The 22,621-nt window shown below is 69.2% G+C and carries 17 protein-coding genes and 1 rRNA gene; 10 read left to right on the top strand and 8 right to left on the bottom strand.

The genetic code is table 11. The features are described 5' to 3' along the window. The first annotated feature begins 155 nt into the window (after positions 1 to 155). The 3 genes from B118_RS0115180 to B118_RS0115170 all read left to right on the top strand — a co-directional run bounded on the left by B118_RS0115180 (position 156) and on the right by B118_RS0115170 (position 3,657). Positions 156 to 2,165 carry a bifunctional copper resistance protein CopD/cytochrome c oxidase assembly protein gene (locus tag B118_RS0115180; protein WP_028192983.1) on the top strand — a complete coding sequence of 670 codons (2,010 nt, stop codon included), beginning with the start codon at positions 156 to 158 and terminating at the stop codon, positions 2,163 to 2,165. Between the two features lie 197 nt (positions 2,166 to 2,362). Further along, positions 2,363 to 3,022 (top strand): DsbA family protein, encoded by a 660-nt coding sequence (locus B118_RS0115175; protein ID WP_018221720.1) that lies wholly within the window; start codon positions 2,363 to 2,365, stop codon positions 3,020 to 3,022. After that, positions 3,019 to 3,657 (top strand): vitamin K epoxide reductase family protein, encoded by a 639-nt coding sequence (locus B118_RS0115170; RefSeq protein ID WP_018811921.1) that lies wholly within the window; start codon positions 3,019 to 3,021, stop codon positions 3,655 to 3,657. The genes B118_RS0115175 and B118_RS0115170 overlap by 4 nt, the downstream gene beginning before the upstream one ends. 275 nt (positions 3,658 to 3,932) lie before the next feature. On the opposite strand, the gene B118_RS0115165 is transcribed toward B118_RS0115170, so the two are convergent. Both B118_RS0115165 and B118_RS0115160 read right to left on the bottom strand, forming a co-directional pair. Continuing rightward, positions 3,933 to 5,339, bottom strand: a complete 1,407-nt coding sequence (locus tag B118_RS0115165) for an MFS transporter (protein ID WP_018221718.1) — start codon at positions 5,337 to 5,339, stop codon at positions 3,933 to 3,935. Further along, positions 5,336 to 6,754, bottom strand: coding sequence for an MFS transporter (locus tag B118_RS0115160; RefSeq protein ID WP_018221717.1), 1,419 nt, complete (start codon positions 6,752 to 6,754; stop codon positions 5,336 to 5,338). Before B118_RS0115160 ends, B118_RS0115165 begins: the two co-directional genes overlap by 4 nt. A gap of 306 nt (positions 6,755 to 7,060) precedes the next feature. On the opposite strand from B118_RS0115160, the gene B118_RS0115155 reads away from it, so the two are divergent. From B118_RS0115155 to B118_RS0115135, 5 genes are all read left to right on the top strand, one after another. Then, positions 7,061 to 10,759 carry a nitrate reductase subunit alpha gene (locus B118_RS0115155; protein ID WP_033669796.1) on the top strand — a complete coding sequence of 1,233 codons (3,699 nt, stop codon included), beginning with the start codon at positions 7,061 to 7,063 and terminating at the stop codon, positions 10,757 to 10,759. Next, entirely contained in the window at positions 10,759 to 12,378 is a 1,620-nt protein-coding gene (gene narH, locus B118_RS0115150) for a nitrate reductase subunit beta (RefSeq protein ID WP_018827735.1), read from the top strand. The genes B118_RS0115155 and narH overlap by 1 nt, the downstream gene beginning before the upstream one ends. Further along, complete coding sequence (narJ, locus tag B118_RS0115145) at positions 12,375 to 13,046, top strand: nitrate reductase molybdenum cofactor assembly chaperone (protein ID WP_018811924.1); 672 nt, start codon at positions 12,375 to 12,377, stop codon at positions 13,044 to 13,046. Before narH ends, narJ begins: the two co-directional genes overlap by 4 nt. Then, the gene (gene narI / locus B118_RS0115140; RefSeq protein WP_018221713.1) at positions 13,043 to 13,786 is read left to right on the top strand and encodes a respiratory nitrate reductase subunit gamma; all 744 of its coding nucleotides are present in this window, start codon (positions 13,043 to 13,045) and stop codon (positions 13,784 to 13,786) included. The genes narJ and narI overlap by 4 nt, the downstream gene beginning before the upstream one ends. Positions 13,787 to 13,928: 142 nt before the next feature. Continuing rightward, a complete protein-coding gene (locus B118_RS0115135; RefSeq protein WP_018221712.1) occupies positions 13,929 to 14,258 on the top strand; it encodes a carboxymuconolactone decarboxylase family protein in 330 nt (109 codons plus the stop codon). A 43-nt stretch (positions 14,259 to 14,301) separates the two neighbouring features. Here B118_RS0115135 and B118_RS0115130 read toward each other — a convergent pair whose 3' ends face one another. Continuing rightward, complete coding sequence (locus B118_RS0115130) at positions 14,302 to 15,177, bottom strand: AraC family transcriptional regulator (RefSeq protein WP_018811925.1); 876 nt, start codon at positions 15,175 to 15,177, stop codon at positions 14,302 to 14,304. A gap of 141 nt (positions 15,178 to 15,318) precedes the next feature. Between B118_RS0115130 and B118_RS0115125 the strand changes: the two genes are divergently transcribed. After that, complete coding sequence (locus B118_RS0115125) at positions 15,319 to 15,972, top strand: class I SAM-dependent methyltransferase (RefSeq protein ID WP_018221710.1); 654 nt, start codon at positions 15,319 to 15,321, stop codon at positions 15,970 to 15,972. 79 nt (positions 15,973 to 16,051) lie between these two features. Here B118_RS0115125 and B118_RS0115120 read toward each other — a convergent pair whose 3' ends face one another. Genes B118_RS0115120 through B118_RS0115100 form a run of 5 tightly spaced genes read right to left on the bottom strand, consistent with a single transcriptional unit; the run spans position 16,052 to position 21,656 of the window. After that, positions 16,052 to 16,687 carry a nucleotidyltransferase family protein gene (locus tag B118_RS0115120; RefSeq protein WP_018811926.1) on the bottom strand — a complete coding sequence of 212 codons (636 nt, stop codon included), beginning with the start codon at positions 16,685 to 16,687 and terminating at the stop codon, positions 16,052 to 16,054. A 2-nt stretch (positions 16,688 to 16,689) separates the two neighbouring features. After that, complete coding sequence (locus B118_RS0115115; RefSeq protein ID WP_028192982.1) at positions 16,690 to 17,823, bottom strand: XdhC family protein; 1,134 nt, start codon at positions 17,821 to 17,823, stop codon at positions 16,690 to 16,692. 49 nt (positions 17,824 to 17,872) lie between these two features. Then, a complete protein-coding gene (locus B118_RS0115110; protein ID WP_018811928.1) occupies positions 17,873 to 20,182 on the bottom strand; it encodes a xanthine dehydrogenase family protein molybdopterin-binding subunit in 2,310 nt (769 codons plus the stop codon). Further along, complete coding sequence (locus tag B118_RS0115105) at positions 20,179 to 21,177, bottom strand: FAD binding domain-containing protein (RefSeq protein ID WP_018221706.1); 999 nt, start codon at positions 21,175 to 21,177, stop codon at positions 20,179 to 20,181. Before B118_RS0115105 ends, B118_RS0115110 begins: the two co-directional genes overlap by 4 nt. Further along, complete coding sequence (locus tag B118_RS0115100) at positions 21,177 to 21,656, bottom strand: (2Fe-2S)-binding protein (protein ID WP_018221705.1); 480 nt, start codon at positions 21,654 to 21,656, stop codon at positions 21,177 to 21,179. The genes B118_RS0115105 and B118_RS0115100 overlap by 1 nt, the downstream gene beginning before the upstream one ends. 883 nt (positions 21,657 to 22,539) lie before the next feature. Between B118_RS0115100 and B118_RS0115095 the strand changes: the two genes are divergently transcribed. Continuing rightward, a 16S ribosomal RNA gene (locus tag B118_RS0115095) occupies positions 22,540 to 22,621 on the top strand; the annotation flags it as partial.

The following is a 22,621-nucleotide window of genomic DNA, read 5'->3' as shown; positions in this document are numbered from 1 at the left end:
GGCGCGACCGGCCGACCACCTGATATACCGCCATCTATCTGGGAGCTCTTCGTGAACCGCCCATCCAGCCTGACTACCTTCCGGGCCGCCGTCTGGCGGGTGGTCGCCGGTCTCCGGCCGGTCCCCCGCCGCCCGCGTCGGTTGGCGACCCGGTGATAGGTCTCGCCGCTCTGGGGCGTCGGCCGTTTCTGCTGTCGGCGGGGACGGTGCTGGTGGCGGCCGCCGTCGGTGCGGTGCTGCTGTGGTGGGGCGGCGGTGCCGTCGCGGAGGTCCCGCCCGGGCTTCCGGACCCTGGACCAACCACCTGGCTGCTGCCGGCCTCCCGGCTGGGTATGCAGGTCAGCGCGGTCGCCACGGTCGGTCTACTGCTGGCAGCGGTGGTGCTCTCGCCCCGGGACGAGGGTGGGCGGCTATCCCCGATCGGCTACCGCCGCATGCGCGCTGCCGCCGGCGCGGCCGCGGTCTGGACCGCGACGTCCGCGGTCGCGGTCAGCTACACCATGGTCGACCTGTTCGGCCTCCCCGCCGCCGAGGTGCTGTCCCTGCCGGGGGTGCTCCACTTCGCCACCGCTGTCCCGCTCGGGCAGTCCCTGGCGCTCAGCGGCGCCCTGGCCCTGATCGTGGCGGTGGTCGCCGCGACCAGCCTGCGACCCGGTGGCGCGCTGACCGCCCTGCTGCTGGCGCTGGGCGCCCTGGTGCCGCCGGTCTTCACCGGCCACGCCGCGGCCAGCGGCAACCACCAGCTGGCCGTCTCCGGTCTTCTCCTACACGTGTTACCGGTCACCATCTGGGCCGGTGGCCTGCTCGCCCTGGCCGTTACCAGTCGCGGCACGACCGCCGACCTGGCACGAGCCGTACGCAGATTCTCCCCGCTCGCCGTTGGCTGCCTGACCGCGGTGGGTCTGTCCGGGCTGCTGTCGGCCGCTGTTCGGCTCCCGAGCGCCGCCGACCTGCTGGGCACCCGGTACGGGCAGGTGCTTCTGATCAAAGCTGCTGCGCTCGTCGCGATCGCCGCCGCGGGACTGGCCCACCGTCGCCGGGCCCTACCTGCCCTGGCAGCAGGTCGGCGTGGGCCGTTCCTGCGGGTTGCGGTCGTCGAGACGCTGCTCTTCGCCGCTGCGATCGGCACCTCGGTCGCGCTGTCCCGCACTCCGGCACCCATCGGTGCGGAGACGGAGGACCTCGCCACCGCGCTACTCGGCTTCCCGATGCCGCCGCCGATGACCATCGGCGACCTCGCCACCGCGTGGCTACCCGAGCCGCTGATCATGGCGGCCGCGCTGGCCGCCGCCGGGTTCTACACAGCCGGGGTGTGGCGGCTCCGCCGCCGCGGCGATGCCTGGCCCATCTCCCGTACCGCCTTGTGGCTGGTGGGCTGTGCCCTCATCATCGTGGCCACCTCGAGCGGTCTGGCCCGCTACGGGCCGCTGCTGTTCTCGATCCACATGATTCAGCACCTGCTGCTGATGATGATCGCCCCGATTCTGCTCGCGCTCGGCGGCCCCATCACCCTGGCGCTGCGTGCCCTGGCCCCGTCGACCGACCCGCGCTGGCCGGGCCCCCGCGAGTGGCTGCAGATGGCGCTGCACTCACGGCTCTCGCGCTTCCTCACCAATCCGGTGGTCGCGTTGGTGATCTACGTCGCCAGCCTCTACCTGATGTACTTCACCGGCCTGTACGAGCTGGCACTGCGTTCCCACGCCGCGCACCTGGCCATGGTCGGACACTTCCTCGGCGCCGGCTATCTGTTCTTCTGGGTTGTCATCGGTGTTGATCCCGCACCACGCCGTATCCCACATCCGCTGAAGCTGATCCTGGTCCTGATCAGCATGGTGCTGCACGCCTTCCTCGGCGTCACGCTCATGCAGTCCACCACCCTGATCGCGGAGACCTGGTGGATAGCGTTGGACCGCCCCTGGGGCGCCACCCCCTTGGAGGACCAACGCACCGCTGGCGGCATCGCCTGGTCCTTCGGTGAGTTGCCCACCGTCGTCGTGTTGGGCGCGTTGATGCGCCAGTGGATGAAGGCCGACGAGCGGGAGGCCCGCCGCCGGGACCGGGCCGCCGACCGCGCCGAGGCCGAAGGGCGCGAGGACGCCGAGCTCGCCGCGTACAACCGGATGCTGGCGGATCTGGCCGACCGCGATCGGCAGGTTCGCCGGTGAGTGGGCGGTTGGGCCGCCCCGCCGCGGGCGTCGGCGTGCCGGATGCCGGCCTCGCCGCTCCGTGCGGCCCTGCCCGTTCTGCGCCGAACAGGTGAATCACAATGATCCGTGGCGGTGCGCCCGGTACCTTTGCGTCCGGCGCTTCGCCTGCTCAGGGCGGTCGCCGCGGATCGGATAGACCGACAGGAGACCGAGATATGACGAGGAACATCCGGCTGACCCTCGCCGCGGTCGTGGCGTTGATTCTGGTGGCGGTCGGCGTGCTGGCGTTCAACCGCCGGGACGCGATTCCCAGCGTGGAGACGACCGGCGATACGGTCGAACGCGCGGTGCTGGTCCGCGAGGACAGCCACCGGCTGACCTCCGCTCCCGACGGCAGGGTAACCCTGGTGGAGTTCCTCGACTTCGAGTGCGGGGCATGTGGGTCGGTGTACCCGAAGGTCAAGGAGATCGTCGCCGCCTACGAGGGGAAGATCACCTTCGTGGTGCGGTACTTCCCCATCTCCAGCCACCCCAATGCCGAGCTCGCCGCCCGCGCCGCGGAGTCCGCGGCCAACCAGGACCGCTTCGCCGACATGTACCAGCTGCTCTTCGAGAACCAGGACGACTGGAGCCGCCAGGAGGAGCCGCAGACCGAGGTCTTCCTCGACTACGCTCGTACCCTCGGTCTGGACATCGACCGCTTCCAGCGTGACCTGGACGACCCCGCCACCGCCGCCCGGGTGGCGAAGGACCGCACCGACGGTGAAGCCGTCGGTGTGCGGGGCACCCCCACCTTCTTCCTCAACGGGGAGTCCCTCTCCGACCTGCGCAAGGACGATCTGATCACCATGATCGACACTGCCCTGGCCGGATGACGACCGCCACCGCCGATCGACCCGTCGCCGCCCCCGCCGCTGGGCGCCACTTCCTGACTGTCGTCACCGCGTGGATCCTCACCGTCGGCGGTGGCGTCGGCCTGCTCGCCGCCGCCACCCTCACCGTCGAGAAGATCAACCTGCTGGCTGATCCCGGGTACGTCCCCACCTGCAGCATCAACCCGATCCTGTCCTGCGGCTCGGTGATGAACACTCCGCAGGCCGCGGTCTTCGGATTCCCCAATCCGCTGCTCGGCATCGCGGGGTTCGCCGTGGTCACCACGCTCGGCGTCGTCCTGCTCGCCACCGGAGGCCTCCCCCGGTGGATGTGGCTCGGCCTGCAGGGGGGCGTCAGCTTCGGCGTCGTCTTTGTGCACTGGCTCATCTACCAGAGCCTCTACGTGATCGGCGCGCTCTGCCCGTACTGCATGGTGGTCTGGGCGGTCACCATTCCGATCTTCCTCTACACCACGCTGCAGACCCTGCGCGACAACGCGACCGTACTGCCGCGGGCGCTGCGGCGCGCGACGGAACAGGTCGCCCTCTACCACAGCCTGGTCCTCGTCATCTGGTTCGCGTTCATCGTCGCCGCGATCCTGCACCGCTTCTGGGACTACTGGATCACCCTGGTCTGAGACCGTCGCGGCTCCGAGCCGGCCCTGACGGTTTCGGAGACGTCCTTTGCCGCCGCTCAGGAGAACACCTGGAAGATCCGCTGGCGCCGGACGTCCCGAGTGCGAGCTGAGCCCTGCCAGCATCACACCGCGACGGTGGGGCACGGGCGTCCGACCGGAACGGGGCACCGGGCGCCAACCGGTGGGGAACAAGAAACCGGGCTGACCTCGTTGCCGGTTCCAACGAGGTCAGCCCGGCTGTGACCGCGCCCCAGGTGGAGCGGGAATCGGGACGGTCAGCTGGGCTTGGGCGCTCCCGGGCGCGCGTAGCGCTGCCAGGTGATGACGACGCAGAGGGCAGCGAATGCCAGCCCGACGAGGTAGAACGCGGTTGGTGACATGATCGTCAGGCCGATTCCGAAGAAGAACGGGCCGAAGGCGGCGATCGCCGCGGTCCAACCGATGACGCCACCGGCCTGCCGGCGCTCGAAAATCATCGGCATCTGCTTGAAGGTGGAGGCGTTACCGATCCCGCTGAACAGGAAGATCGCGAGCATTCCCCAGAGGAACCGGTCGAAGCCGGCATCCAGTGCCGCGGCCGAGCTGGTGTCGGGTCGCAGTGCGGTGATGGTGAAGGCGATGGATGCGACGAGGCCGATTCCGGAGATCAGGGTCCACCGGGCGCCGCCGAACTTGTCAGTCAGCGGCGAGAAGGCGACGCGGGCCGCGGCACCGACCAGCGGGCCGAGGAAGACGAACTTGACCGGGTCGGGTACGGCGTAGCCGTCCACGAGCAGCTGCGCGGCGGCCCCGCTGCCCTGCACGATGTCCGGGTTGCCGGCACCGTAGAGGTTCTTCATCAGCAGCCCGAACTGGGCGGACAGCCCGGCGAAGGTACCGAAGGTCATGATGTAGAGCAGCGTCATCCACCACGTGTCGACGTTGCGGAAGATGTCGAACTGCTGCCGAATGTTCGCCTTGACCGGGACCGACCGCAGCATGGTCCAGGCGAGCACGGCACCGACGATGATGAACGGGATGTAGATGTACGCCGCGTTCTGGTACCAGACGTCCCGGGCGGGTTCGCCCGGCGAGGTGGCCATCGGCCGGGAGCTGCCGAGGAAGCCGATCAGCGAGAAGCCGATGACCCACGGGGTCAGCAGCTGAACCAGCGAGACGCCGAAGTTGCCGATCCCGGCCTGGACGCCCAGCGCGGTGCCCTGGAGTCGGCGGGGGAAGAAGTAGGAGGTACTCGGCATGAAGCCGGAGAACGCTCCGCCACCGATACCGGAGAGGAACGACAGCGACAGCAGCACCCAGAACGGGGTGGTCGGGTCCTGAACGAAGATTCCCCAACCCAGGACGGGCAGGAGTAGGAGCACGGTGGTCAGGGTGACCATCTTGCGGGTGCCCATGATCGGCGGCAGCACCATCCAGATCAGGCGCATGAGACCGCCGGCCAGGCCGGGCATGGCGGTGAGCCAGTAGAGCTGGGCGGTGCTGAGGTCGAAGCCGAGATTCGTCAGCTTCGGGGCGATCGCCGAAGCGAGGAACCACGAGGTGAAGCAGAGGGTCAGCGTGAAGGTGCTGATCCAGAGAGTCCGCCACGCCAAGCCCTTGTCCCAGGAGTCCGCATCCTCCGGGTTCCAGGATTCCAGCCACTCGCGGTTCCCGGATCTCCGGGTGGAACTCGTGGTGTTCATTCGTGGGCCTCCTTGGGCGCACGGGTCGCCGCCGAAGCGGGCGCGGCCGATCGGTTCGTGAAGTCGGGCTTTTCGAAGTGGTCGGCGAGCTGGGGTGACTCGCCGTGCAGCATGCGCACGACGGTGAGATGCATCCATATCGCGCAGATGAGGGTGAGCACGAACAGGACCAGGAAGGTGCTCGACGGGAGACCGGTCCAGGTCTTGGTGTAGGCGAAGAGCGGGGGAAGGAAGAATCCGCCGAGACCGCCGAGCATGCCGACCAGCCCGCCGACGGCTCCCACCTGGCTGGGGAAGTACTCGGGGATGTGCTTGTACACCGCGGCCTTGCCGACACCCATGGCGCAGCCGAGCAGTACGACCAGCACCGTGAAGGGCACGATGCCGAGCTGGTAGGCGAGGTGGGTGGTCTGGGTGCCGTCGGGGTGGTTGACGACGATGTGGCCCGGAGGCATCATCAGAATGCCCGTGCTGAGCAGCATGAGGCCGAAGGTCCAGTACATCACCCGGCGGGCACCCAGTCGGTCGGAGAGCGATCCGCCGACCGGTCGCAGCAGCGAGGCGGGGAAGATGTACAGGGCGGTCAGGTAGGCCGCGGTCTGCAGGGACACGTCGTAGTTGTTCATGTAGTAGGTCGGCAGCCACGCGGCGAGCGCCACGTAGGCACCGAACACTGCCACGTAGTACAGGCTGAACCGCCACACCCGCAGCCGCTTGAGCGGTTCGAGCTGGGCCCGCAGCGGGGTGCCGCTGCTCGGCACCCGGTCGCGGCGGGGGGTGATGAACCAGGTAGCCGCCGCGAGGACGAGCAGCAACACCGCGTAGACGACGGGGACCAGCCGCCAGCCGCCCTCGATGACGCCGAGGTAGGTGGCACCGGCGGTCCCAGCGATCAGCGGCGGGCCGATGAACTTGGTGACGGAGGCGCCGACGTTGCCGGCGCCGAAGAGGCCGAGCGCGAAACCCTGCTTCTCCCGCGGCTGCCAGGCGGAGTTCCAGGCGATACCCGCGGTGAAGGAGTTACCGGCGAAACCGACCAGGAACGCCAGCACCAACAGCATCGCGTACGAGTTGGCGAGGGATACCAGGAATGAGGCGACCGCGGTCACGAGGAGCATCGCGGTCATTACCCGGCGTCCGCCGATCCGGTCCGCCACAATCCCGGCGGGGAGCCGCCAGAGCGAGCCGTTCAGCACGGCGGCGGCGATGATCCAGGACAGCTGCACCTCGGAGAGCCCGAACTCCTCACTGATCGGCTTGCCGAGGATGCCGAACATGAGCCACACCGCGAACATGACGGTGAAGCCGATGGTAGACAGGGTTAGGACCCGGGTGCGCCCACGATCGTTACGGCTGTTCTGCCCGGCCGCCGCTTCTTCCGGCGTCGGGTCGTCTGGAGCGGGTTTGACGTACACGGCAATTCCTCGATCAGCGGTAGACGGAGGTCGGCGCTAGCGTCACTGGCGCGACTGTCTACCCAAGGCTGCTGTCGTTTATCAGCGGCGGGTAGGGACCTTCTCCCCCGTCTGGCTGGCAGCAGGTCCCGTCGGTCGTACCCCATCCGGTGGAATAGGGGGGTGGCCGGGACCTTGGTCCCGACGGGTCGGGACCGCGGCCTCCCGATCTGGCGGTTGATTTCGCGAACCCTGGTATGCGTGGCGCGCTGCCGTGTGCCGCCGACAACCCCTCGCGTTGTCGCTCGCCGCCGGAGGAGTGCCCACGTGTCAGCGCACCGCCCGCCAGAAGTTCATGATCCTGCGACGGACCAGGTCCCCGGCGCGGCGCCGTTGCTGGCTGCTCGGCGCTTCCTCCGCCGGGAGGCGGTCGGCGACCACGGCCGGACGCTGCACCAGGTGGACGACGGCGACTGGGAGCGGTTCTACCGCGACCGGTGGCGCTACGACCGGGTGGTGCGCTCCACCCACGGCGTCAACTGCACCGGCTCCTGCTCGTGGAACGTCTTCGTCAAGGATGGCCTGATCACCTGGGAACACCAGGCCACCGACTACCCGACGACCGGCCCGGACTCGCCGGACTACGAGCCGCGGGGCTGTCCCCGCGGCGCCTCCTTCTCCTGGTACGAGTACTCGCCCTCCCGGGTGCGTCACCCCTACGTACGCGGGGTGCTGGCCGAGATGTTCCGCGACGGGCTCGCGCGCCTGGGTGATCCGGTGTCTGCCTGGGCCGACATTGTGGAGAACCCACTCAAGGCGCGCGCCTACAAGACCCAGCGGGGACGTGGCGGCTTCGTCCGCGCCAGCTGGGATGAGGTGACCACGATGGTTGCCGCCGCGCACGTCTACACCACGAAGACGTACGGCCCGGACCGGGTGGTGGGCTTCTCACCGATTCCGGCGATGTCGATGGCCTCCTTCGCCGCCGGCACCCGTTACCACGCCCTGCTCGGTGGCACCCTGCTGAGCTTCTACGACTGGTACGCCGACCTGCCGATCGCCTCGCCGCAGATCTGGGGCGACCAGACCGACGTACCTGAGGCCGGCGACTGGTGGAACTCCACCTACCTGATGATGTGGGGCTCGAACATTCCGGTCACTCGTACGCCGGACGCCCACTTCCTGGCCGAGGCCCGCTACCGGGGCACGAAGGTCGTCGCGGTCAGCCCGGACTACGCCGACAACGTCAAGTTCGCTGACGACTGGCTGGCCCCGCACCCGGGTACCGACGGCGCGCTGGCGATGGCGATGGGCCACGTCGTACTCACCGAGTTCTTCCGGGACCGCACGGTCGACTACTTCGCCGACTACATTCGCCGCTACACCGACCTGCCGTTCCTGGTCACGCTGCGACCCACCGCGGACGGCCGGTGGACCACGGATCGGTTCCTCACCGCGGCGGACCTGGGCCAGGCGGACGGAGCGCACAAGACCGTCCTGGTTGACGAGCGCACCGGCGAGTTGGTCGTGCCGAACGGGTCGCTGGGCTTCCGGTACGGCGAGGCCGGCCAGGGGCGCTGGAACCTGGACCTGGGCGAGGTGCTTCCCGCGCTCGGGCTGCTCGACCGGAGCGACGAGGCGATCGAGGTCGAGTTGGCTCGCTTCGACGTCGGGGAGACCGAGGGCGGGGCCACCATCCGCCGTGGTGTACCGGCCATCCGGGTCGGCGAGCAGCTGGTCACCTCGGTCTACGACCTGGTGCTGGCGCAGTACGGGGTGCGCCGCGGCGAGCTGCCGGGGCAGTGGCCGACGGGTTACGACGACCCGGATTCGCCGAACACCCCGGCCTGGCAGGAGCGGATCACCGGGGTGCCGGCCGCGGTGGCGGCCCGGATCGGCCGGGAGTTCGCCCGCAACGCCGAGCGCAGCAAGGGGCGGTCGCTGATCGTCCTGGGCGCCGGCGCGAACCAGTGGTTCCACTCCGACATGACCTACCGGGCACTCATCTCCCTGGTCACCCTGACCGGCTGCCAGGGCGTCAACGGTGGTGGCTGGGCGCACTACGTGGGGCAGGAGAAGGCCCGGCCGATCACCGGCCAGCAGCACATGTCCTTCGGGCTCGACTGGCAACGGCCGATGCGGCACCAGGCAAGCACCCCGTTCTGGTACCTGCACACCGACCAGTGGCGGTACGAGCGGGTCCCGGTCGATGAGCTCTCCTCCCCGTTGGGCACCGGCCGGTTCGCGGGGATGGCCTTCGCCGACACCGTCGCCGCCGCGCAGCGGATGGGCTGGAGCCCCGGCCACCCGTCGTTCAACCGCAACCCCCTCGACCTCACCGACGAGGCGGCGGTGGCCGGGGTGACGGTGCAGGAGCACATCGTCGCCGAGCTGAAGGCCGGTCGGCTCCGGTCGGTGGCGGAGGACCCGGACGACCCGGCGAACTTCCCGCGCTGCCTCACCCTGTGGCGGGCGAACCTGCTCGGCTCCTCCGGCAAGGGCAACGAGTACTTTCTGCGCCACCTGCTGGGAATCGACTCGGCCGCCAGCGCCTCGGAGTGCGACCCGGAGCACCGACCCCGGGACCTGGTGTGGCGAGATGAGGCACCGACCGGGAAGCTTGACCTCCTCACGGCGATCGACTTCCGGATGACCAACACCGGCCTGCACGCCGACGTGGTGCTGCCCACCGCGACCTGGTACGAGAAGCACGACATCTCCACCACGGACATGCACCCGTTCGTGCACGCGTTCAGCCCGGCGGTGGAGCCACCCGCCGACGCCCACTCCGACTACGACACCTTCCTGGCGCTCGCCGACCGGTTCAGTGAGCTGGCCGTCGACCACCTGGGGGTGCGGCGGGACGTGCTGGCCGCGCCGCTGCAACACGACACCCCGGACGAGCTGGCCATGCCCAGCGGGCGGGTGCGGGACTGGAAGGCCGGCGAGTGCGAGCCGGTCCCCGGCTCCACCATGCCGAAGCTCATCGAGATCGAGCGGGACTACGCCCAGATCGGCGCGAAGATGCGTGCCGTCGGCCCGCTCCTCGACCGGCTCGGCACCAGCACGAAGGCGCTCACCGTGGACGTGACCGCGGAGGTGGAGTACCTGCGGGAGCGAAACGGGGTCGTCACTGACGGGCCGTTCGCTGGTCGGCCGTCGCTGGCCACCGCCGACCGGATGTGCGAGGCGATCCTGGCGCTGTCGGGCACCACGAACGGTCGGGTCGCCGCGGCCGGTTTCGCGGCGTTGGAGCAGCGGACCGGGCAACCGTTCGTCGATCTGATCGCCGGGCACGAGACCGACCAGATCACGTACGCGGACACCCAGCGGGCACCCCAGCCGGTCTTCACCAGCCCGGAGTGGTCCGGCTCGGAGAAGGGCGGCCGTCGCTACTCGCCCTTCACCCTCAACGTGGAGCGGCTCAAGCCGTGGCACACCATCACCGGTCGGCAGCACTTCTTCGTGGAGCACGACTGGGTGGCGGAGTTGGGCGAGCAGTTGCCGGGCTTCCGGCCCCCGCTGAACATGGCTCGGCACTTCGGTGCCCCGGGTGAGTTGGTCGACGGCGGCGTCACCGTACGCTTCCTGACCCCGCACGCGAAGTGGTCTATCCACTCGATGTACCACGACAACGATTTGATGCTGGCGTTGTCCCGAGGCGGGCCGGTGATCTGGATGAGTGTGCCGGACGCCGCCAAGGTCGGCGTTCGGGACAACGACTGGGTCGAGGCGCACAACCGTAACGGAGTCATCGTGGCCCGGGCGGTGGTCAGTCACCGGATGCCGGAGGGAACGGTGTTCCAGTACCACTCGCCGGAGCGGACGATCAACGTGCCCAAGGCGGAGAAGAGCGGTCGCCGGGGTGGTTACCACAACTCGTTGACCCGGCTGCTGGTCAAGCCCACCCACCTGGCCGGCGGACACGCCCAACTCACCTACGCCTTCAACTACTACGGCCCGATCGGCAGCCAACGCGACGAGATCACGGTGATCCGCCGCCGCGACCAGGAGGTGGAGTACTGATGAGGATCCGAGCGCAGGTCGCCATGGTGATGAACCTGGACAAGTGCATCGGGTGTCACACCTGCTCCGTAACCTGCAAGCAGACCTGGACCAACCGGGACGGCACCGAGTACGTCTGGTTCAACAACGTCGAGACCAAGCCGGGCATCGGCTACCCCAAGCACTACGAGGATCAGGACCGCTGGCACGGGGGCTGGCAGCTGGACGAGAAGGGCCGGCTGAAGCTGCGCTCCGGCGGCCGGGTCAAGCGGCTCAGCCGGCTGTTCGTCAACCCGGACCTGCCCTCGATCGACGACTACTACGAGCCGGCGGCCTTCGACAAGGACATCCTGGCCAACGCCCCCGCCGGGCTCAAGGACACCCCGGTGCAGCGGCCCCACTCCGCGCTGACCGGCGAGCCGATGGCCCTCACCTGGGGGGCCAACTGGGAGGACAGCCTCGGCGGAGCCCACGAGCACGCCACCGGTGACCCGAACCTCGCCCGGATGTCGGCGGAGGCCGCGGAGCGGGTGAAGTTCGAGTTCGAGAAGACCTTCCTGTTCCACCTGCCGCGCATCTGCGAGCACTGCCTCAACCCGGCGTGTGTGTCGGCCTGCCCCTCCGGCGCGATGTACAAGCGGGAGGAGGACGGTATCGTCCTGGTCGACCAGGACCGCTGCCGGGGCTGGCGGATGTGCGTCTCCGCCTGCCCGTACAAGAAGGTGTACGTCAACCACAGCACCGGTAAGGCGGAGAAGTGCACCCTGTGCTTCCCGCGGATCGAGGCGGGGCAGCCGACGATCTGCTCCGAAACCTGCGTGGGTCGGCTGCGCTACCTGGGCATCGTGTTCTACGACGAGGACGCGGTGCTCGCTGCCGCTTCGGTGACCGACGAGCACGACCTGCTCGAGGCGCAGCGTGCGGTCTTCCTCGATCCGGCCGACCCGGCCGTACAGGAGGCCGCCCGGGCCGCCGGCATGCCGCAGGAGTGGCTGGACGCCGCCGAACGGTCCCCGGTGTGGCGGCTGATCAGCGAGTACAAGGTGGCGCTGCCGCTGCACCCGGAGTATCGGACGCTACCCATGGTCTGGTACGTCCCGCCGCTGTCGCCGGTGCTGGACGCGGTGGGGGAGGCCGGCCGGGACGACACCGACGCCGACGACATCTTCCACACCATCCGGGAGCTGCGGATTCCGGTGGAGTACCTGGCCGAGCTCTTCACCGCTGGTGACGTGGAGGCGACCGCCGGGGTCCTGATGAAGCTGGCGGCCATGCGTTCCTACATGCGCGCTCGCACGCTGGACGGTACCGTCGCCGACGATCTGCTCGACGGAATCGGGATGACCGCGGACCAGGTCGAGGCCATGTACCGGTTGTTGGCCATCGCCAAGTACGACGAGCGCTACGTGATCCCGGCCGCGTACAGCAAGGACGCCGCCGCGCTGGAAGCGCAGGCCACCGCGAACCAGGACTGCGCGCTGGACTGCGAGGGCGGCCCGGGAATGACCACGCAGGCCTCTGCGGAGAGCTTCCACCTGGTCGAGGGCGAGCAGGTTCGTCCCGGCCGGCCCGGACTCTTCTCCCGGCGTGCCGACGGCCGGCGTGGCTTCACGATCAACCCGCTGCGAGGCGGCGCATGACCGCCGCGACCGACCGGGCCCGCATCTTCGAGCTGGTCTCGCTGCTGCTCACCTACCCGGATGACGAGCTACTCGGTGCCGGAGCCGAGTTGCGCGGTGCCGCCGCGCAGATCGAGGCGCCGGTGGCGCGGGAGCGGATCGACGAATTCCTGGACTGGCTGCTGAACAACCCCCTGATCGACGTACAGCAGCACTTCGTACAGACCTTCGACCTGCGCCGCCGCTCCGGTCTGTACCTCACCTACTACCTGCACGGAGACACCCGTAAGCGGGGCATGGCGCTGCTGGTGCTCAAGCAGCGATACCGGGCGCACGGACTGCGGCTCGCGGATGGGGAGCTGCCGGACCTGCTGCCGGTGGTGCTCGAGTACGCCGCCTTGGTCGGCCCGGGCGAGGGGGAGGCGCCCCTGCGGCAGCATCGGCAGGGCATCGAACTGCTCCGCGCCGCCCTGACCGACTGCGGCACCCCCTACCGCCTGCTGCTGGACGTTGTCTGCGCCGTGTTGCCGGCGCTGACCGACGCCGACCGGGCCGCCATCGCGGCGCTCGCCGTGGACGGGCCGCCGGTGGAGACGGTCGGCCTGGATTCTCTCGGCGACGGTCCGGACCTGCACGCCGCCGCGCTTGCCCCTTATCCCGCCTGCTCCCCGTCGGAGGCATCGCGATGACCAACCTCGTCTGGACCGTCCTGCCGTACCTGTGCCTCGTGGTCTTCGTCGCCGGCCATGTCTGGCGGTGGCGCCACGACCAGTTCGGCTGGACCACGCACACCAGCCAGGTGTTGGAGAATCGCCTCCTGCGGCTCGGCTCGCCCCTGTTCCACCTCGGCGCTCTCGGGGTCGTCGGTGGGCACGTCATGGGCCTGCTGGTGCCCGCGTCGGTGACCGAGAAGATCGGAATCAGTGAGCACGCCTACCACCTCACCGCGGTCTGGGGCGGTACGGTGACCGGCCTGATGCTGATGACCGGCCTGGTCCTGCTGATCATCCGGCGGATGGTCAACGGCCGGGTTCGTCGGGTGACCACGCGGATGGACAAGGTGCTCTACGCCGCGCTCGCCGCCATGGTGGCGCTCGGCATGATCGCCACGGTTGGGATCAACCTGCTCGGTGGGGGCTACGACTACCGGGAGACGATCGCCGTCTGGTTCCGTGGGATCTTCTGGTTCCAGCCGGACCCCACCCTGATGAGCGGGGCTCCCCTGGTCTACCAACTGCACGCGATCGGCGGTTTCCTCTTCCTGGCACTGTGGCCGTTCACCCGACTGGTGCACGTCTGGTCGGCGCCGCTGGCGTACCTGTGGCGTCCGTACGTGGTCTACCGCGGGCGCCGTGGCCCGGCGCCGACGGCGACCGCCGCGCCGGAGCAGGTACGGGACGCCGTCCGGGAGCCGTCGGCTCGGCGGTGACCGTCGTGTGGTGGCGGGTCGGTCGGCGGCGCTCCCGACGCGGCGGCCGTCGAGGCGTGAGTTCTGCCTGGATACGTCCTCGGACCACGGTGCCCACGGGCCGGGGCTAATGTGTCAATATCGGGCGGTGGCGGAGGGTGATATGCAGCAGCAGTATCTTCCGGATGTCTACGTGAAGTTCCTGGAACGCTTTCCGGATGTCGCAGCGGCGCAGGGCGTGCTGGCGCGGACGGTGCGGGAGCGCAACTCGTTCGACGACCGGACCGACCGGCTGATCAAGTTGGCGGTGGCGGTTGGGGCCGAGGCGGAGGGAGCGGTGCGCTCCAATGTCCGCAAGGCGCTTCAGCACGGTGCGACCGTGGACGAGGTGCAAGCCGTCGCGCTCGCGGCCATCACCACCTGTGGTTTTCCTACCGCCATCGCGGCTTTGGGCTGGATCGACTCGGTCGTCTCGGCGCCGTCGGACGAGTGATGCCGACCGGCACCCCGCGGGGTGCCGGATGCACGGGTTGACTTCACACCGCGGGCGGTCTCGCCTCCCGCCACTGGGTGGGGGTGACTCCGTGCCGGGCGCGGAAGCGTTTGCTGAAGTAGCTGGTGTCGGGGTAACCGACCCGGCGGCTGATCGTGCTGACGGCTAGGTCGGTCTCGGTGAGCAGCAGGCGTGCCTGCTGCATCCGGCGCTGCGTGATCCACTGGGTCACGGTGCGGCCGGTTTTGCGACGCACGGCGGTGGTGAGGTATCCGGTGGTCAGCGCGAGGTCGGCCGCGATGTCGGCGAGGGAGATGGGCTGGTGGTAGCGCGCCTCGATGGCCTCGAAGACGGCCGCCAGCAGCGGTTCGTCGGCGTAGCGCAGGTGGTCGGCGAGGTCGGTCGACAAGCGGGCCACGGTCACGAGCAGCAGGGTCAGGTGGGCGAGGGCGGCCGCCTGGTGACCGTCGCGGCGGGCCCGAATCTCGGCGTCGAGTGCGGCGAAGCGCTCCATCAGGCTGGCCCGGTCGACCGGTGGGACCGGTAGCCGCTGGGCCCGGTTGCTGCCCTGCGCGAACGGAAAGAGCAACGGGTGGGTTCGCCAGGATGAGTAGGCGCCGGGCATTCCCGGCCGGACCACGTCGGCCGGGAACCAGACGGTCCAGCCGTCGCTGGTGATCTCCGCAAACGGGTCGACGGAGGAGACCACCTGCCCTGGTGCGATGACGAAGAGGTCGCCGTCGGCCACCGTCCAGGTGCGGTCGTCGATGCGAACCGTCCCCCGCGCCACGTGGGCGTAGCAGAGCACCAGGAAGTCGTGGGTGTGGGTGGCGAGGTCGAGGAAGGGTTCGCCGTGGGGATGGTGGGCTACCGCGACCGGGGCGATGCCGGGCACGTGGCCGAAGTCGAAGACCGGCACGCCCTGCCCGGTGACACCGACCTGGCGGGAGGGGGGAGTCAAGTTCCGTCGCATCCTGTCCACAGTTCCGCCATTGTCCGCAGCTTCGCTGTCCATGAGGCTGAGGGTACGACCGAGTTTCCGCTATTACCGGAGCGTGCCATGACCGGACAGCACAACTCCCATTCTGAGAATCGGGCCTATCTGCCCGCCATGGGCAAGCAATGGTTGCTGCCCCTCTACGATCCGTTCGCCCGCTTTATTGGCATCGGACGGGTTCATGAGAAGCTTTTGGAGCGTGCGAATCTTCGGCCGGGGCAACGAGTCCTGGAGATTGGCTGTGGCACCGGCGATCTGCTGCGGACGCTCAAGCGCCACCACCCGGAGGTGGACGCGATGGGCATCGATCCGGACCCCAGTGCGCTGCGCCGTGCTCGCCGCAAGGCCGCCCGGGGCAAGGTGCAGATCCAGTACGAGCGCGCGTTCGCCGATGACCTGCCGCTGGCGGACCACAGCGTTGACCGGGTGCTCTCCTCGTTCATGTTGCATCACATCGACGAAGCGGACTGGGTGCGGGTGCTGCGCGAGGTCCGGCGGGTGCTGCGTCCCGGTGGTGAGCTGCATGTAGCCGACATCGACGGCAGCCTGCCCGGACACGAGGGCGGTCATGCCCACCGCTCTGGTCGGGCCGGGGACAGCCTCCCCGATCGGGCCCTGTCCGCGTTGGTTGACGCCGGGCTGACCGGCGTCCGGGAGAACGGCTACGGCCGAGCCCGACTGGGCCGGTACGTCTTCTACCGGGCCGACGTCGGCTGAGGGAGAGCGCTTTCGCCCGGGGCGGCGGCTGGCCGTCAAGGACGGTGGTCTGACCCAGCCGAGGCCGTGCGCCGCCGCGTCAACGCCGGATCTTCGGGGGCACGTCCAGGTCCTGGGCGTCGGCCACGTCGGCGCACGGAACGACCGTGACGATGTCCCGATGCTGACGGAGGTAGTACCGGGCGCCCCGGTCCCGGGTGGCGCTCGCGGCGGCGCCGGCCCAGTGCTCACGCCCGAGCAGTACCGGGTGGCCCCACCGGTCGCCGTGGTAGCCCCCGACCGCCAGAGCATCGGGTCGGGCGGCGGCAGCCACCCGGCGTACCGCCTCGACTCCGACCCCCGGCATGTCAACCAAGGTCACGACAGTAGCCAGGGCGGTGGTTTCCTCCAGCGCTGCCAACCCCGCCCGCAGCGATGAACCCATGCCGGTCGGCCACGCCGGGTTTCGGACGACGCCCGAGTGGACCAATTCGGTCACGGCCTCCGCCCGCGCCCCCACCACGACCAGTACGGGGGCGCAGCCGGCGGCCACCAGCACGTCCCGGCTCCGCAGCACCAGGGGCTGGCCCTGGAAAGCCACGAGTGCCTTCGGCCCGCCGTACCGCCGGCCCGCTCCCGCGGCGAGCAGCAGTCCCGCGACGGGGTCGGTGCGCCCCGCGTCCACCGGCTCTTCGCCCACCGGTTTGCAGGCCGGACCGGGCCGTCGTTTCCGCATGCTCAGCTGACCGTGGCGTCGGCACGTCGGTGGATGGGGCCAGCCAGGTAGGTCAGGGGTCGACCGGTGCCCCCGGTGCCGGCGGCCGCGATCATTTCGGCGCAGATGGAAACGGCGGTCTCCTGGGGAGTTTGGGCGCCCAGGTCGAGGCCGATGGGTGCTCGAAGGTGGCTGAGTTCGTCCTCGGTCAAGCCGGCCGCGGTGAGCCGGAGGAGCCGCTCGCGGTGTGTTTCTCGGCTGCCGATCACGCCGACGTAGCCGGCGCGCCCCCGTAGGGCCAGCGACAGCAGTTCGGTCTCGTGGCGATCATCGTGGCTGAGTACCACGATGGCGCTCCGGGCGTCGGTCTCGATGCTGCGCAGGTGGCGGTGCGGCCAGTCACAGACCACCTGGTGAGCGTCCGGGAAGTGCGCTGCGCGCATGAACACCGGCCGGGGGTCACACACGGTCACCTCGAAGCCGAGGAAACGCCCGAGCTGGCTCATCGCTCGGGCGACCGGACTCATCCCGTAGAGCAACATGCGGGGTGCCGGCTGGTGTCTGACGAACAGGACGTCAACCGGCTGCCCAGCGCCGTTGATGATGCGTTCGACCCGCCCCACCGCGATGCGTTCGACCTGCCCCGCTCCGGTGGACACCCGCTCCCGGAGCTGGCGTGCCACGAGCTCATCCACCCCCGGATCGCCCGACGATCCCCACCACCCATCCGAGTCTGCCGCCAGCAGCGCCGCCCCTGGGCCGGCGGGTAGCACCAGAGCGGAGCCGACCGCCCGATTCGCCAGCAACCGATCGAGCAGCGGTGCCATGACCTCCACCGCCGCGGGCAGCACCACCACGTCGATCTCACTACGACAGGCGAGGCCGACCACCGGCGAGCCGTCGCTCTGGTGGGTGTAGCGGTTCCGGTGCACCCGACCAGAGCGGATCGAGTCCTGGGCCGCCGTGAGGACCGCGCCGTCAATGCACCCGCCGGCCACGCCGCCGGCGACCTCGCCGGTGGCGCAGCTGGCCATCACCGTCCCAACCGGGCACGGCGCGCTCCCCGTCACACCGACGACAACGGCCATCGCGAAGGAGAGGTCGGCCGAACACCACTGCCGTAGGGTCGGCGCGATGTACCTGATCCCCGCTGTCATCAGACTCCCTGCCGGCGAGCGGCCTAACGCGGTGTGGAACCCCTGGCCGTTACCGAGCAGGCTCCGTCATGAGGTCCTCGATGCGGACGGGCAGACTCCGGACCCGGACCCCGGTGGCGTGGTGGACGGCGTTGGTGATCGCGGCTGCCGCCCCGACGTGGACGACTTCGCCCAGGTTCTTGAGACCGAACGCGCTGAACGATGGGTCGGGCTCGTCGATGAAGTCGACGTCGAGGGTGGGTACGTCGGCGTTCACCGGAACCAGGTAGTCGCTCAGGTTGGTGTTGAGGAATCCGCCGAAGCGGGGGTCCACGGTGCTCTCCTCCCGGAGCGCGCTGCTGATGCCCCAGACCAGGCCGCTCAGGGCCTGGCTGGTGGCGGTGCGCCGACTGATTACCCGCCCGCAGTCGATGACCGACAGCATCCGGGTGACCCGTGGTCGGCGGATCCGGGGGCCGATGCGGACCTCGACGAAGTGGGCGACATAGGAGCAGGTGACGAAGTCGGGAAAGACTGGGCCCACCCGGGCGTTGTCGACGTCCGCCATCACCGCGCTCATCGGCGCCGTGCCGGTGTCGGGCGCATCGGTCGGGCGTCGCCCTGGGGCGAAGTACTGCCCGGGAGCCTCGACCGAGGGGAGGCCGGCGGCCATGAGAAGCCCGGCTATCAGTGGCCCCGAGTTGTCTGGGCCGACCAGCCGTCCCTCCGCCAGTCGGCACTCGCTGACGTCAACGTTGGCAACCGGCTCGCCATGGGTGGCGGCGATCTGGTGCAGCTGGGCTCGGATCCCGACGGCCGCTTCCTGGATGGCCGGCATGGCGGTGGCGGCTCCCCACGAGCCACCGGTTTCTGGCTGGGGAGCGACCCGGGTGTCACCAACGACTACCCGGATGTTGCTAGGTGACAGGCCGAGGGCATCGGCCGCGGTCAGCGCGACCACGGTGCGTATGCCCTGGCCCATCTCGTGTCCGCTGACCGAGACCTCCGCCGTGCCGTCGTCACACAGCCGTACGTGCGCGCCGGCGGCGGAGGCGAGGCCGGGATAGCAGCCGGTCGCCACGCCCCAGCCGATGAGGCTGCCATCCTCGCCGCGCATCGACCCGATCGCCGGGTCGCGTTCCGACCAGCCGAACCGTTCGGCGCCCCGATCAAGGCACTGCCTGAGCCGCCGTGAGGAGAATGGTTTGCCGGTTATCGGGTCGGTGGCGGTGTCGTGGCGCCGCCGTAGCTCGACCGGGTCAACGCCCACCCGTTCGGCGAGTTCGTCCAGGGCGCTCTCCACCGCGAACATCGTCGCCATCTCCATCGGCGCTCGCATGTAGCCGGGCGTCTGGGTGTCGAGCCGCACCAGGGTGGTGGTACCGCGGAAGTTCGGGATGCCGTACATACTTGCCGAAACCTGCGGCCCCCAGAACGGCATCAGGTCATGGCGTGATGTCTGCGCGACTGCCTCGTGTACCAGGGAGGTGATCGTGCCGTCGTCCCGCGCGCCGAACCGGATCCGGTGCCGGGTCGCGGGACGAAAGTGGACGCTGTGGAAGACGGCGGACCGCGGGACGATCAGCATCACCGGCCGGTCGACCCGCCGGGCGGCCAGGGCGGCCAGGGTGGTGCTGTACGTCTGACCGGTGCGCTGGCCGAAGCCGCCGCCGAGGGAGGGCGAGACGACCTGGACCAACTCCATCGGGATCCCGAGTTGCTTCGCCAGCGCGTGCCGGACGCGTCCCGCCGCCTGAGTGCCCTCATGGATCAGGAGCGATCCCTCATGCCACTCGGCGAGGGTGGACAGCAGCTCCAGCCCGTTGTGATGCTGCGCGGGGGAGTAGTAGGTGGCGTCAACCACAACTGGTGCCTGGTCGAGTAGCCGGTCACCCTCGCCGATCTCCACCACGGGGAACACGGGCACCGCCTCCGCCTGGTCGACCCGCTCGCCCCCCGGGGCGTCGAGTTCCACAGCGAACGGCTCGACGTCGTAGCGGGCGGTCACCAACGCCGCGGCTTCCGCTGCAGCCTCCAAGGTCTCCGCCACCACGATCGCGATTGGCTGACCGCGGTAGGCCACGGCGTTGTCCCGCATCGGTTGGAAGCTTTCGCTCGCGCTCCCCAACCCGAAGGTGAATTCGGACGGGTGCAGGCGATCCAGGTTTTCGTGCGTGAGTACCGCGAGCACCCCCCGCACCCGTTCCGCCTTGGCGGTCTCGAGGGTCGTGATCCGGCCGCGGCCCACGGTCGCACTGACCGGAATCGCGTACGCCATCGCCGCGGCCGTGCGGTCGGCGCCGTAGAGCGGTTCGCCGCGGACCTTCTCCACGCCGTCGTGGCGGACGTGGTCGGAGCCGATCCAGGCCATGGTGTTCATCCCATTCTCTGCTGAGCCGCCGCGACGGCCTCGAGTACGGTTTCCACAGCCAGCTGTACCCGGAAGTGGTTCTGCGGCGTGGTGCGAGCCGACCGGAACTCCGGCTCCAATGCCGTCCGGATGGACGTCTCGTCCAGCTGGGTCCCGGTCAGTGCCTGTTCGGCCTCCCGTGCCCGCCAGGGCACGGTGCCCAGGCTGCCGAGCGCGATCCGTATTTCGCTGGCGGTACCTCCTGCGTCGAGGTGAAGCCCGACGGCCGCCGACGCGAGGGCGAACGAGTACGAACTCCGGTCGCTCACCTTCTGGTAGCTGGACGACCGCGCCGCCGGCGTCATCGGCACCCGGACGGCCGTGATGAACTCGCCGGGCTTGAGGGTCGTCTCCCGGTGCGGTGTGTCGCCCGGCGGCACGAACAGGTCATGGATCGACATGGAGCGGGTGCCGTCGGGCCCGAGGACGGAGAGGCTCGCGTCGAACGCGGTCAGTGCCACCGCCAGGTCGCCGGGATAGACGGCGATGCAGCGGTTGCTGGTACCGAGGACGGCGTGGTGGCGATTGACGCCCTCCATCGCGGAGCATCCCGACCCGGGCTGACGTTTGTTGCACGAGAACTCGACCGCTCGGAAGTAGCCGCAGCGGGTGCGTTGCAGCAGGTTACCGCCGATCCTCGCCATGTTCCGTAACTGTTGGGAGGCCGCGGACAGGAGGGACTCCGCGAGCACCGGGCAGTTGGCCGCGACCAGCGGGTGGTTCGCGGCGTCGCTCATCCGGGTCAGCGCCCCGATGACCAGGTCACCCTGCTCCTCCCGGACGAAGTCCAAATCCGGGACGTCGGTCAGGTCGATGAGCAGACCGGGGGCTTCGACGTCGAGCTTCATCAGGTCCACGAGGGTCGTGCCACCACTGAGGTAGTGGGGTTGGTCGTCCTGAGAGGTGGCGAACGTCGATACCGCCTCCGCCGCGGAGCGCGCCCGGGTGTAGGTGAAGGCCCGCATCAGGACCGCCCGGGATCGGCGGCATGAACCCTGGCGACCGCTTGGACGATGCCCTGGTAGGCGCCGCAGCGGCAGAGATTCCCACTCATGAACTCGCGGATCTCTTCGGTGGACCCGGCGTGCCCCTCGTCGACACAGGCAATTGCCGACATCAGCTGTCCTGGGGTGCAGTAGCCACACTGCAGTGCGTCGCAGTCGAGGAACGCCTGCTGCATCGGATGCAACTCGTCCGGCGACTCCGTGAGCCCTTCGACGGTCCGTACCGCACCGCCGGCGACCTGGGCGGCGAGGGTCAGACAGGCCACCACGGGCCGGTCGTCGACATGGACCGTGCAGGCACCGCACTGCCCATGGTCGCACCCCTTCTTCGTGCCGTAGAGGCCGACGTGATCTCGCAGCGCGTCCAGCAGCGTCGTTCGGGCATCGAGCGTCCACTCCCGGTCCTGACCGTTAACGGTGAGCCTGGTCTGCACCGTCATGGACCCATCCCCCTCCTGCTCTCTTCCGCATTCACCTCAGGTGGTCACCCGCACACAGGCTAGTGCCTGTTTCTGCCGAAAATCGGTGTTTGCACCGATTCTTGGCGGGGACTGGGGCTGCCGCCTCGAAGGTTCATGGGTGCTGGGCAGGTCGCCGCCGGTTGTTGCGCCATTGGGCACAGGTCGGGTGGTACGCGAACCGCCCGTGTCGTCGCGGGCTGAGGTTCCACCCCTGACTTGGCTCACACGCCTGTCCACCCAACCGGGGAGCGAGTGTGACGGGGGCCGCAGCCGCTCGATTTGACGTGTGAACCCGAATCCGCGTAACTTTCTCTCTGCCAGCGCGGAACGGGGCAAACAGGGCGAAAGTCCTGAGGCCCACTCCAAGCGGCACCGGCGACAAGAAGCTTCACTGTCGAGTCGCCGGGCGGGCGGTGCCCGCCAAGTCTGCCGACAGGCCGATTTGGTGCGGCGAAACCGACCGGGTAAGGTAACAGCCGGCAGGAACCGGGCGAGCCAGCGGGAAACCGCGGGCGGCCGGTCTGCCAAATCCGAGGATCACACACGCGGGTAGCCACGTGTGCGCTCAACGGAAGCTGAACCGTGCGAAGCACGACAGACCGGGACAAACGGTTTGACACGGCGAAGACGGTGAGGTAAAGTAGTAAAAGTGCCTGGCGCGAGAGTGGCGGGCTGGAGCGGTTGCCTCTTGAGGGGCCCTGGTTTGGGGTTCTGATGGTGTGTGGTTGTTCTTTGAGAACTCAACAGGGTGTTTGGAAAGCCAGTGCCGTTTTGGTCTGGGTTGGCCTGCTGTTTGGTGGGTTGGCTTGGGCTTGAATTTGGCAGCAGATTGTTTTTTGTTGCTGGGGTTTTCTTCAAGTTTTTGTTGGAGAGTTTGATCCTGGCTCAGGACGAACGCTGGCGGCGTGCTTAACACATGCAAGTCGAGCGGAAAGGCCCTTCGG

It is taken from the genome of Salinispora pacifica CNR114, assembly GCF_000514775.1.
GTDB lineage: Bacteria > Actinomycetota > Actinomycetes > Mycobacteriales > Micromonosporaceae > Micromonospora > Micromonospora pacifica.
This window is presented reverse-complemented; position numbering and strand designations above follow the sequence as displayed.

Excerpts from the sequence above, each read along its gene's own strand:
- B118_RS0115175 (WP_018221720.1), top strand. The coding sequence starts at position 2,363 with ATGACGAGGAACATCCGGCTGACCCTCGCCGCGGTCGTGGCGTTGATT.
- B118_RS0115170 (WP_018811921.1), top strand. The coding sequence starts at position 3,019 with ATGACGACCGCCACCGCCGATCGACCCGTCGCCGCCCCCGCCGCTGGG.
- B118_RS0115165 (WP_018221718.1), bottom strand. The coding sequence starts at position 5,339 with ATGAACACCACGAGTTCCACCCGGAGATCCGGGAACCGCGAGTGGCTG.
- narH (WP_018827735.1), top strand. The coding sequence starts at position 10,759 with ATGAGGATCCGAGCGCAGGTCGCCATGGTGATGAACCTGGACAAGTGC.
- narJ (WP_018811924.1), top strand. The coding sequence starts at position 12,375 with ATGACCGCCGCGACCGACCGGGCCCGCATCTTCGAGCTGGTCTCGCTG.
- narI (WP_018221713.1), top strand. The coding sequence starts at position 13,043 with ATGACCAACCTCGTCTGGACCGTCCTGCCGTACCTGTGCCTCGTGGTC.
- B118_RS0115135 (WP_018221712.1), top strand. The coding sequence starts at position 13,929 with ATGCAGCAGCAGTATCTTCCGGATGTCTACGTGAAGTTCCTGGAACGC.
- B118_RS0115125 (WP_018221710.1), top strand. The coding sequence starts at position 15,319 with ATGACCGGACAGCACAACTCCCATTCTGAGAATCGGGCCTATCTGCCC.
- B118_RS0115120 (WP_018811926.1), bottom strand. The coding sequence starts at position 16,687 with ATGCGGAAACGACGGCCCGGTCCGGCCTGCAAACCGGTGGGCGAAGAG.
- B118_RS0115115 (WP_028192982.1), bottom strand. The coding sequence starts at position 17,823 with ATGACAGCGGGGATCAGGTACATCGCGCCGACCCTACGGCAGTGGTGT.
- B118_RS0115110 (WP_018811928.1), bottom strand. The coding sequence starts at position 20,182 with ATGAACACCATGGCCTGGATCGGCTCCGACCACGTCCGCCACGACGGC.
- B118_RS0115105 (WP_018221706.1), bottom strand. The coding sequence starts at position 21,177 with ATGCGGGCCTTCACCTACACCCGGGCGCGCTCCGCGGCGGAGGCGGTA.
- B118_RS0115100 (WP_018221705.1), bottom strand. The coding sequence starts at position 21,656 with ATGACGGTGCAGACCAGGCTCACCGTTAACGGTCAGGACCGGGAGTGG.